The 11,384-nt window shown below is 62.3% G+C and carries 10 protein-coding genes and 1 pseudogene; all 11 read right to left on the bottom strand.

Annotation, left to right across the window (positions count from 1 at the left end; all coding sequences use genetic code 11):
- Positions 1–39 precede the first annotated feature (39 nt).
- Complete coding sequence (locus KBA48_RS29930) at positions 40–639, bottom strand: proton-conducting transporter membrane subunit (protein ID WP_292912350.1); 600 nt, start codon at positions 637–639, stop codon at positions 40–42.
- Between the two features lie 4 nt (positions 640–643).
- Entirely contained in the window at positions 644–2,212 is a 1,569-nt protein-coding gene (locus KBA48_RS29935) for an NADH-quinone oxidoreductase subunit M (protein ID WP_292912351.1), read from the bottom strand.
- Between the two features lie 18 nt (positions 2,213–2,230).
- Positions 2,231–4,168: an NADH-quinone oxidoreductase subunit L gene (gene nuoL, locus KBA48_RS29940; RefSeq protein ID WP_292912352.1), complete on the bottom strand. Its 1,938-nt coding sequence runs from the start codon at positions 4,166–4,168 to the stop codon at positions 2,231–2,233.
- Positions 4,169–4,179: 11 nt separating this feature from the next.
- On the bottom strand, positions 4,180–4,497 hold the full coding sequence (nuoK, locus tag KBA48_RS29945) for an NADH-quinone oxidoreductase subunit NuoK (protein WP_292912353.1): 318 nt from the start codon (positions 4,495–4,497) through the stop codon (positions 4,180–4,182).
- A gap of 2 nt (positions 4,498–4,499) precedes the next feature.
- A complete protein-coding gene (locus KBA48_RS29950) occupies positions 4,500–5,117 on the bottom strand; it encodes an NADH-quinone oxidoreductase subunit J (RefSeq protein WP_292912354.1) in 618 nt (205 codons plus the stop codon).
- A gap of 99 nt (positions 5,118–5,216) precedes the next feature.
- Complete coding sequence (gene nuoI / locus KBA48_RS29955) at positions 5,217–5,705, bottom strand: NADH-quinone oxidoreductase subunit NuoI (protein ID WP_054170170.1); 489 nt, start codon at positions 5,703–5,705, stop codon at positions 5,217–5,219.
- Between the two features lie 87 nt (positions 5,706–5,792).
- Positions 5,793–6,821, bottom strand: coding sequence for an NADH-quinone oxidoreductase subunit NuoH (nuoH, locus tag KBA48_RS29960; protein ID WP_292912358.1), 1,029 nt, complete (start codon positions 6,819–6,821; stop codon positions 5,793–5,795).
- A gap of 6 nt (positions 6,822–6,827) precedes the next feature.
- Positions 6,828–8,894: an NADH-quinone oxidoreductase subunit NuoG gene (gene nuoG / locus KBA48_RS29965; protein ID WP_292912355.1), complete on the bottom strand. Its 2,067-nt coding sequence runs from the start codon at positions 8,892–8,894 to the stop codon at positions 6,828–6,830.
- A gap of 21 nt (positions 8,895–8,915) precedes the next feature.
- On the bottom strand, positions 8,916–10,214 hold the full coding sequence (nuoF, locus tag KBA48_RS29970; protein ID WP_292912356.1) for an NADH-quinone oxidoreductase subunit NuoF: 1,299 nt from the start codon (positions 10,212–10,214) through the stop codon (positions 8,916–8,918).
- A gap of 14 nt (positions 10,215–10,228) precedes the next feature.
- Positions 10,229–10,873 carry an NADH-quinone oxidoreductase subunit NuoE gene (gene nuoE, locus KBA48_RS29975; RefSeq protein ID WP_292912357.1) on the bottom strand — a complete coding sequence of 215 codons (645 nt, stop codon included), beginning with the start codon at positions 10,871–10,873 and terminating at the stop codon, positions 10,229–10,231.
- A pseudogene (locus tag KBA48_RS29980) lies at positions 10,870–11,384 on the bottom strand (NADH-quinone oxidoreductase subunit D); the annotation flags it as partial. The pseudogene KBA48_RS29980 and the gene nuoE, both read right to left, overlap by 4 nt.

Consider the following 11,384-nt stretch of genomic DNA (forward strand, 5'->3'; position numbering starts at 1 on the left):
ATGAAATTGGTAGACACTGTTGCATTAAAAACAGACTCTTTAAAAAGAGATTCTGCTGTTCGGGTTGCTGTTGCTGGAAATTTCACAGATGCGGCAGTAGGAAAAGTACAAGAGACAGCCATAGAGCAGCACACCCGATGACAGCGCACCCAGCACAAAGTACTTCAGGCCAGCTTCCGTCGACTTGGCCACATCGCGCTTGAAGGACGCGATGACGTAGAGCGCCAGCGACTGCAGCTCCAACCCGACATAGAGCGAGATCAGGTCGTTGGCCGACACCATGGCCAGCATGCCAAGCGTGGCCAGAGCGATCAGCACCGGATATTCGAACCGGGCCACCCGCTCCTTCTCCAGATAGTTGACCGACAAGATGACGGCCAGCGACGAGGCGATGAGGATCAGCAGCTTGGCGAAGGTGCCGAAGCTGTCGGCCACGAACATGCCGTTGAAGGTGACATTCCGCCCATCCGGCCCCTGCAATAGCAGGAAGCCGGTGACGATGAACGCGGCGACCGTCAGCCAGGAGACGAGGCGCAGGCTGCCGTCACCCCGGAACACGCCGATCATCAGCAGGGCCATGGAGGCGCAAGCCAGGAAGATCTCGGGCAGGGCCGGGGCCAGATCGGGAATAATTGCCATGGCTTTAGTTCTCGCTCGCCGGTTGGGTCGCCGGGGTTTCGGTACGCAGTCCCGCTGTCTTTGGCGCCTCGACCTCGATCAGGCCGGCCGCCTTCAGCGACGCCTGATGATCGGCCAGGATCTTTTCAACGGTCGGGTTGTAGACATTCTGGAAGCTGGCCGGATAGACGCCCATGATGACCACGATGGCGACCAGCGGCGCAAAGAACGCCACTTCCCGCATGGACAGGTCCTGCATGGCCTTCACTTCCGGCTTGTCCAGCTTGCCGTAGAACAGCTTGCGATAGAGCAGCAGCATGTAGGCGGCACCCAGGACCAGACCCGTGGCCGACAGCATGCCGTACCAGGTGCTGACCTCGAACACGCCCAGCATCGTCAGGAACTCACCCACGAAGCCCGAGGTGCCCGGCAGGCCGACCGACGCGAACATGAAAATGGCGAAGACCACCGCATAGCGCGGCATGTTCTTGGCCATGCCGCCATAGGCAGCCATCTCGCGGGTATGCAGGCGGTTATAGGCGACACCGATGCACAGGAACAGTGCCGCCGACACGAAAGTGTGGCTCAGCATCTGGAACATCGCGCCATCCAGACCCTGCTGGTTCATGGCGAAGATGCCCATCGACACGTAACCCATATGGGCAACGGAGCTATAGGCGATCATCTTCTTCATGTCGGACTGCGCCAGCGCCACCAGCGAGGTGTAGATGATGGCGGCGATGGACATGAAGAAGACCACATCCTGGAAGAAGAAACTGGCTTCCGGCAGCATCTGCACATTGGCGCGGATCAGGCCGTAACCACCCATCTTCAGCATCACGCCGGCCAGCATCACGGAACCCGCCGTCGGCGCCTCCACGTGGGCGAAGGGCAGCCAGGTATGGGCCGGCCAGATCGGCGTCTTCACCGCAAAGGCGATGAAGAAGGCGAGCCACAGCCAGATCTGCATGTTGCTGGGGAACGGATAGTCCACCATCACCCGCATATCCATGGTCCCGGCCGTCAGATACATGGCCAGGATGGCCAGCAGCATCAGCACCGAACCGATGAAGGTGTAGATGAAGAACTTGTAGGCCGCATAGACGCGATTGGGTCCGCCCCAGACGCCGATCAGCAGGAACATCGGCAGCAGCACCCCTTCGAAGAAGAGGTAGAACAGCACGAAGTCCAGTGCGGTGAACATGCCGATCAGCATGGTCTCCAGCACCAGCAGCGCGATCATGAATTCCTTCACGCGCTTTTCCACCGCATCCCAGGAAGCCAGGACGCAGATCGGGGTCAGCAGGGTGGAGGCCAGCACGAACCAGATGGAGATGCCGTCAACGCCCTTGATATAGGCAATGTTGAAGGCCGGCAGCCAAGCCACCTCCTCCACCAGCTGGAAGCCGGGGTTGGAGGGATCGAAGCCGGTCAGGATGAACAGCGAAACGATAAAAGTGATCAGGGACGTCCACAGCGCCACGCTTTTGGCGTTGCGGGCCACCGCCTCCTGCTCACCACGGATGAGCAGGATGAACAGGGCACCGACGAGGGGCAGGAACGTCGTCAGCGAAAGGATCGGCACATCGGCCATTTCGAAAGACTCCCTACCTCAACGCGCCAGGAGGAACCAGCCGGCCAACGCGACCACGCCGATCACCATAACGAATGCATAATGGTACACATAACCCGACTGAACCCGGCTGGACGCCAGCGACAGGCGGCGGGTGACAGCGGCGGCCCCATCGGGACCCAGCCCGTCGATCACGCCGATATCGACACCCTTCCACAGGCCGAAGCCCAGCTTCATGGCCGGACGCACGAACAGGGCGTCATACAGTTCGTCGAACATGTACTTGCGGAACACGAAGCCGTGGATGGCCTTGAAGCTGTTCACGAAGGCACCGGGCAGGCCGGGGCTGAACATGTAGAACACATAGGCCAGCACGATACCCGCGACGCCGGCGGCCAGCGGGGCATAGGGCACCCAGCCCGGCACATGGTGGGCGGCCTCGATGATCGTGCCATGCTCGCCGGCCAGCATCACGATGCTGCCCGACCAGAAATGCTCCAGATCGTGACCGACAAACCAGGGATAAGCGACGAAGCCGGCAAACAGGGCGCCGATCGACAGGACGATCAGCGGCACCAGCATGACGGCCGGGCTTTCATGCACATGCGCCATCACCTTCTCTGACGCACGCGGCTTGCCATGGAAGGTCATGATCAGCAGGCGCCAGGAATAGAAGGCCGTCATGAAGGCGGCGGCGATGCCCATCCAGAAGGCGAAGGAACCAGCAGCCGAGTGCTTGGCATAGGCCACTTCCAGGATCATGTCCTTGGAATAGAAGCCCGCGAAGAACGGGATACCGGCCAGGGCCAAGTTGCCGATCCACATCATCACATAGGTGCCGGGGATCAGCTTCCAGATGCCGCCCATCTTGCGCATGTCCTGTTCATCCGACATGGCGTGGATGACCGAACCGGCGCCCAGGAACAACAGGGCCTTGAAGAAGGCGTGCGTCATCAGGTGGAAGATGGCGGCCGGATAGGCGCCGACACCGATGGCGAAGAACATGTAGCCAAGCTGGCTCATCGTCGAATAGGCGATGACGCGCTTGATGTCGAACTGGGTCAGGCCGATGGTCGCGGCCACAAAGGCGGTGGCGGCACCCAGATAGGTGACGACCTCCAGCGCGACCGGCGCATATTCGAACACCGGGCTCATCCGAGCCAGCATGAAGACACCGGCGGTCACCATCGTGGCCGCATGAATCAGCGCCGACACCGGGGTCGGGCCTTCCATGGCGTCCGGCAGCCAGGTGTGCAGACCAAGCTGCGCCGACTTGCCCATGGCGCCGATGAACAGCAGCAGGCAGGCGCAGGTCAGCGCATGCACGTCCCAGGACAGGAAGTGGAAGGTTGCGTCTGCCTTGCTTGCTGCTTGCGCGAAGATGCCGTCGAACTCCACGGTCCCGAAGATGATGTAGATGGCCATGATGCCCAGCGCGAAGCCGAAATCGCCCACGCGGTTCACCAGGAACGCCTTCATGGAGGCGTCGTTGGCGCTCTTCTTCTCGTACCAGAAATTGATCAGCAGATAGGAGGCAACGCCCACGCCTTCCCAGCCGAAGAACATCTGCAGCAGATTGTCGGCGGTCACCAGCATGAGCATCATGAAGGTGAACAGCGACAGGTAGGCCATGAAGCGCGCCCGGTGCGGGTCGTGGCTCATATAGCCAACCGAATAGACATGCACCATGGAGGAGACGCCGTTCACGACGACCAGCATGACGGCGGTCAGCGTGTCGATGCGCAGCGACCAGGACACCTCGAAGGTGCCGCTGTCGATCCAGGTGAACAGCTCGATGGTGCGCGCCGCCTCCGGCCCGCCGAACCCGATCTGGGTGAACAGGATCACGGACAGGACAGCAGCCGTCAGCACACCGGCGCAGGTGACGATCTGGGCCCCGCGGTCGCCGATGATGCGCCCGAAGAACCCGGCGATGAAGGCGCCCAACAGGGGCAGGAAGATGGCAGCGATTTCCATGATGCCCCGCCTCAACCCTTCATCATGTTGATGTCTTCAACCGCGATGGTCCCGCGGTTACGGAAATAGACCACCAGGATCGCCAGACCGATGGCGGCCTCTGCGGCGGCCACCGTCAGGATGAACATGGTGAAGATCTGACCCACCAGATCGTTCAGATAGACGGAGAACGACACCAGATTGATGTTGACGGCGAGAAGGATCATCTCGACCGACATCAGGATGATGATGACGTTCTTCCGGTTCAGGAAGATCCCGAACACGCCGATGGTGAAAAGGATGGCCGACAGCGTCAGGTAATGCGCCAGGCCGATAGAGCCGAATTCCATGATCAGACGCCCCCCCGCGTCGGGACCTTGCGTACCTGCACAACCTCGCCGCGCTTGCGATCAAGCTGCTGGCCGATCTGCTGGCGACGGACACCGGGGCGCGACCTGAGCGTCAGCACGATGGCACCGATCATGGCGACCAGCAGGATCAGGCCCGAGACCTGGAAGGCATACACATAGTCGGTATAGAGGATGTGGCCGATGGCTTCGGTGTTGGTCATCTGATCGACCGGCGGGATCGGCGCATTGTTGGCCTGGCCACCCACGGGGCCGCCGGCCAGTTGCGTCGTCGCCAGGAACACCAATTCAACCGCCAGGATGGCCCCAACGACCAGCCCCACCGGCATGTACTGCATGAAGCCCTGCCGCAGTTCCTGGAAATTGATGTCGAGCATCATCACCACGAACAAGAACAGCACCGCCACTGCGCCGACATAGACGATGACCAGGATCATGGCCACGAATTCAGCGCCGATCAGCACGAACAGGCCGGCCGCGTTGAAGAAGGCGAGGATCAGGAACAGAACCGAGTGTACCGGGTTCTTGGCCGTGATCACCCGCACGGCGGAAGCCAGCAGAACGATGGCGAACGCATAGAATGCGATTGTGGTCAGGGTCATGTTACGCCGCCTCCGGCGCTGTGGTCATCGGGTACTGGGTCACGGAGGATACTCCGGGCGAAGGAATGTGGATGGCCAGGGACCCGGCCATCGATGAGGTCAGCGGTAGGGCGCGTCGGCGGCGAGGTTGGCCGCGATCTGCGCCTCCCAACGGTCACCATTCGCGAGCAGCTTGTCCTTGTTGTAGTACAGCTCCTCGCGGGTTTCCGTCGCGAATTCCAGGTTCGGCCCCTCGACGATGGCATCAACCGGGCAGGCCTCCTGGCACAGGCCGCAATAGATGCACTTCGTCATGTCGATGTCGTAGCGCGTGGTGCGGCGGCTGCCATCCTCACGCGGTTCGGCCTCGATGGTGATGGCCAGGGCCGGGCAGATGGCCTCGCACAGCTTGCAGGCGATGCAGCGCTCTTCCCCGTTGGGATAGCGGCGCAGCGCATGCTCACCCCGGAAACGCGGGCTCGTGGGGCCACGCTCATACGGATAGTTCAGGGTCACACGGGGCTTGAACATGTAGCTGAAAGTCAGCGCCATGCCCTTCACGAGTTCCCACAAGAACAGGCCGCGCGCCGTACGGTCGAGCAAGGCCATGTTTCACCTCCATAAACGGACCGGCCTTGCGGCCCGCCCTCAAGCATCACCGGCAGGGGGTTGAAAAGCCCCCTCCCCCTCACGAAATCATTTGGGCAGCAGGTCGAAATAGACCAGCACGCCGGACGTCAGCACCACCCAGATCAGGGAGAACGGCAGGAACACCTTCCAGCCTAAGCGCATCAACTGGTCATAACGGTAACGCGGCAGCGTCGCGCGGACCCAGATGAAGCAGAACAGCACAAACGTGATCTTGGCGATGAACCACAAAGGACCCGGAATCCAGTTCAACGGCGCGATGTCCAGCGGCGGCAGCCAGCCACCCAGGAACAGCACCGTGGTCATGCCGCTCATCAGGATCATGTTGATGTACTCGCCCAGGAAGAACAGGGCGAAGGTCATCGACGAATATTCGACGTTGAAGCCGCCCGACAGCTCCGACTCGCCTTCGGGCAAGTCGAACGGGGCGCGGTTCGTCTCGGCCAGGGCCGAGATGAAGAAAATGATGAACATCGGGAACAGCGGGATGAAGAACCAGACGGTCTTCTGCGCTTCCACGATCTTCGACAGGTTCAGCGAGCCGACGCAAAGCAGCACGGTGATGATGACGAGGCCGATCGAAACCTCATACGACACCATCTGTGCCGCAGCGCGCAGACCGCCCAGGAAGGCGTATTTGGAGTTGGACGCCCAGCCGGCCATGATGATGCCGTACACGCCCAGCGAGGAGATCGCGAACAGATACAGCACACCGACATTGATGTCGGCCAGCACCAGCCCCTCACCGAACGGGATGACCGCCCAGGCGACCAGCGCCAGCAGGAAGGTCAGCATCGGTGCGGCGAAGAAGACGCCGGCATTCGCCTGCGTCGGGACGACGGTTTCCTTGGACAGCAGCTTCAGACCGTCGGCAAAGGGCTGCAGCAGGCCGAAGGGACCAACCATGTTGGGACCCTGGCGAAGCTGCATCGCCGCCATCACCTTGCGCTCGAAATAGGTCAGCATCGCCATGCCGATCAGCAGCGGCACCACGATGGTCAGGATGCCCACCACGATACGCACGATCAGCGGCAGATCGGCCCAGAATGCCCCGAGTTGAGCCAGAATATCCGACATCATCACTTACTCCGCCGCCGCGGCCGCCAGGGCCGGCTTCAGAAAGGCTTCCGTGCAGTCGGCCATGGTCTGCGACGCACGGCTGATCGGATCGGTCATGTAGAAATTCTCCACCGGGGAGGTGAAGTGTGCGTCGGCCACCGCACCCTCAGTCCCGAACGGGCCCCAGGCGGCCGGGACCAGACGGTCCAGGGCGCCGAACACGGGGTTCAGGGCGACCATGCGCTGACGAAGCTGCCCCAGCGTGTCATAGGGCAGGGTCTGGCCCAGTTCCGCCGACAGGGCGCGCAGGACCTTCCAATCCTCGCGTGCCTCACCCAGCGGGAAGGTGGCCAGACGGGCCTGCTGCACGCGGCCTTCGGTATTGACGTAGGTGGCGTTCTTTTCGGTGTAGGCGGCACCCGGCAGGATCACGTCGGCGCGATGGGCGCCCCGGTCACCATGGTGGCCCTGATAGATCACGAAGGCCTTCCCGAAGCGGTCGCCCTCGATCTCATCGGCACCCAGCAGGTACACGACCTCAATCTCGCCCTTCTGCGCACCGGACAGAATACCACCCAGATCGCGGCCACCGGCGCCCGGCAGGAAGCCGGCATCCAGCGCGCCGACACGGCCGGCTGCCAGATGCAGCACGTTGAAGCCGTTCCAATCTTCGCGCACGGCGCCGACCGCCTCGGCCAGCTTCCGCGCCGCCGCCTGCACCGCCGGGCCATCGCCACGGCGCAGCGCACCGGCGCCCAGGATGATCAGCGGGTTCTTGGCGTTGCGCAGCGTCTCCGCAAAGGCGTGCGTGCCATTGGCCAGATCGGTCAGGACCGAACCGGAATTACCCAGCCATTCGGTCGGGTAAGTCAGGTCGATATTCTGGCCGATAACGGCAACCTTCTTCAGCTTGCCGGTCAGGTAGGTCTTGCGGATGCGGGAATTCACCAGCGGCGCTTCCCAGCGCGGGTTGGTGCCGATCAGCAGGACGACGTCGGCATTCTCAATCCCGGCGATACCAGTATTGAAGATGTAGCCGGCGCGGTTCGAGGCATCGAAGCTGGCCCCGTCCTGACGGCAATCCAGGTTCTGCGACCCCAGCGCATTCAGCAGGTCCTTCAGCGCGACCGTGCTTTCGACATCGACCAGATCGCCGGCCACACCGGCGATCTTGGAACCGGCGACACCGTCAACCTTGGCCTTGATGGCGGCGAAGGCCTCGGCCCAGGTCGCCGGCTTCAGCTTGCCATCGGCACCGCGCACATAGGGACGGTCCAGACGCTGACGCTTCAGGCCGTCAATGGCATAGCGCGTCTTGTCGCTGATCCATTCCTCGTTCACATCCTCATTCAGGCGCGGCAGAACGCGCAGAACCTCGCCGCCCCTTGCGTCGATGCGGATGTTGGAACCCACCGCGTCCATGACGTCGATGCTTTCCGTCTTACGCAGTTCCCAGGGGCGGGCGTTGAAAGAGTAGGGCTTGGAGGTCAAGGCGCCCACGGGGCAGACATCGACCAGATTGCCCGACATTTCCGAATTCACACCAGCTTCCAGCGCCGGCGTGATTTCCAGATGCTCACCACGGGCCAGACCGCCCAGGGCCGGCACGCCAGCGATTTCATCCACGAAGCGGATGCAGCGCGTACACTGGATGCAGCGGGTCATATAGGTCTTGATCAGCGGACCCATGTACTTGTCGCTGACGGTGCGCTTGTTCTCTTCGAACCGGCCGCGATCATAGCCATAGGACACGGCCTGATCCTGCAGATCACACTCACCACCCTGGTCGCAGATGGGGCAGTCCAGCGGATGGTTGATCAGCAGGAATTCCATCACGCCCTTGCGGGCCTTGTGGACGTTGGGGGTGTTGGTCTTGACCACCATCCCCTCACCCACCGGCAGCGCGCAGGAGGCGGCCGGCTTGGGCATACGTTCCACTTCGACCAGACACATGCGGCAATTGGCCGGCACGGACAGTCGCTCGTGATAGCAGAAACGCGGCACTTCGATGCCGAGCTGCTCACACGCCTGGAGCACCGAGGTACCGGGGGCGACTTCGATTTCGACGCCGTCGATGGTTAGCTTGGGCATGATATCCTCTGGACCCCCGCCTTACTCTGCCGCCACACGGGCGCCACGGTCGGCGCGCGTGCGATATTCCAGGATGCGGCGTTCCACTTCCGGGCGGAAATGGCGCATCAAACCCTGGATCGGCCATGCCGCCGCGTCGCCCAGCGCGCAGATGGTGTGGCCTTCGACCTGCTTGGTGACGTCCAGCAACATGTCGATTTCCTCGACATGGGCCTGACCCTTCACCAGACGTTCCATGACGCGCCACATCCAGCCCGTGCCCTCACGGCAGGGCGTGCACTGGCCGCAGCTCTCATGCATGTAGAACTTCGACAGGCGGGCAATGGCCTTCACGATGTCGGTGGACTTGTCCATGACGATCACGGCGGCCGTGCCAAGGCCCGACCGGACCTCACGCAGGCTGTCGAAATCCATCAGGACGGTATCGCAGATTTCCTTGGGCAGCAGCGGAACCGACGAACCACCGGGGATGATGGCCAGCAGGTTGTCCCAGCCGCCACGCACGCCGCCGCAATGTTTCTCGATCAGTTCCTTCAGCGGGATGCCCATCTCTTCTTCGACGGTCGCCGGCTGGTTCACATGGCCCGACACACAGAACAGCTTGGTGCCGCTGTTCTTGGGACGGCCCAGATTGGCGAACCAGGAGGCGCCGCGACGCAGGATGGTCGGCACCACCGCGATGGATTCGACATTGTTCACCGTCGTCGGACGGCTGTAGAGGCCGGCCATGGCGGGGAACGGGGGCTTGTTGCGGGGCTGGCCCTTCTTGCCCTCGATGCTTTCGATCAGCGCCGTCTCTTCACCGCAGATATAGGCGCCCGCACCCAGATGCAGGTAGACGTCGTGATCAAAGCCCGAACCGCAGGCATTCTTGCCGATCAGGCCCGAGGCGTAAGCCTCGTCGATGGCGCGCTGAACGTTGGCGGCCTCGTAATAGAACTCGCCACGGATATAGATGTAGGTGGCGGTGGCGCCGATGGCGAAACCGGCGATCAGGCAGCCTTCGATCAGCTTGTGCGGATCATGGCGCATGATTTCCCGGTCCTTGCAGGTACCGGGCTCGCCCTCGTCGGCATTGACCACCAGATAGACCGGGCCATTGCTGGTCTTGGGCATGAAGGACCACTTCATACCCGTGGAGAAACCGGCGCCGCCGCGGCCGCGCAGGCCCGATTCCTTCACCAGATCAATGATCTTGTCACGGCCGAGATCCAGGATCTCCTTGGTGCCGGACCAGTCGCCACGGGCCTTGGCCCCGTCCAGGAACGGGCTTTCGAAACCGTAGAGGTTGGTGAAGATGCGGTCTTCATCGCGAAGCATGGTTCACCCTCCCCTTACGCCTGACCGGCGGGCTTCACGCCCGCCTTGATGGCCGATTCCGTCAAGGTCGTCGGCCCGCCCGATGGGCAGGCGCGGATGCGACCATTTTGCGGGCCCGTCGCCGGCTTCTCGCCACGCGCCAAGGCATCCAGGATCTTCTCGGTCGTTTCCGCCGTCAGATCCTCGTAGAAATCGTCACCGATCTGCATCATGGGCGCGTTCACGCAGGCGCCGAGGCATTCCACCTCGATCACCGTGAACTGACCATCCGCCGTGGTCTGGCCCGGCTTGATGCCCAGCTTTTTCTCACAAGCATGCAGCACTTCGTCCGACCCGCGCAGCCAGCAGGGCGTGGTGGTGCAGACCTGGACGAAGTGTTTACCGACGGGCTTCAGATTGTACATCGTATAGAAGCTCGCCACCTCCAGCGCCCGGATGGGAGCGATGTCGAGATAGTGGGCCACATAATCGATGGCGACCTTGGGCAGCCAGCCGCCGCACTGGCGCTGGGCCAGGTCGAGCAGCGGCATCACCGCGCTCTGTTGTCGGCCTTCGGGGTACTTGGCGATGATGCGCTTCGCCAGCTCGATATTCTCTACTGTGAATTCGAAGCTGGTCGGCTCCGCGACCGCGGGACCATGGGAATGGGCGGCACTCATCGATCAATCTCTCCGAACACGATGTCCATCGAGCCGATGATCGCGACCGCGTCGGCGAGCATGTGGCCCTTGGACATGAAATCCATCGCCTGCAGGTGCGAGAAGCCGGTCGGGCGGATCTTGCAACGGTACGGGCGGTTCGTCCCGTCGGACACCAGATAGACGCCCAGCTCGCCCTTGGGCGACTCGGTCGCCGTATAGGTATCGCCGGCCGGCACGTGATAGCCTTCGGTGTACAGCTTGAAATGGTGGATCAGCGCTTCCATCGAGCGCTTCATCTCGCCCCGGCTGGGCGGCGTGACCTTGCGGTCATTCACCTTCACCGGGCCCGGCGTCCTGGACAGCTTGTCCAGCGCCTGGCGGATGATGAACATCGACTGCTTCATCTCTTCCATGCGGACCAGATAACGGGCGTAGCAATCGCCGGTCAGGCCCACGGGAATGTCGAAGTCGAACTCTTCGTAGCTGTCATAGGGCTGCGCCTTGCGCAGGTCCCAGGCCACGTTGGAAC

Origin of the sequence: Niveispirillum sp., assembly GCF_017996735.1 — a bacterium.
GTDB lineage: Bacteria > Pseudomonadota > Alphaproteobacteria > Azospirillales > Azospirillaceae > Niveispirillum.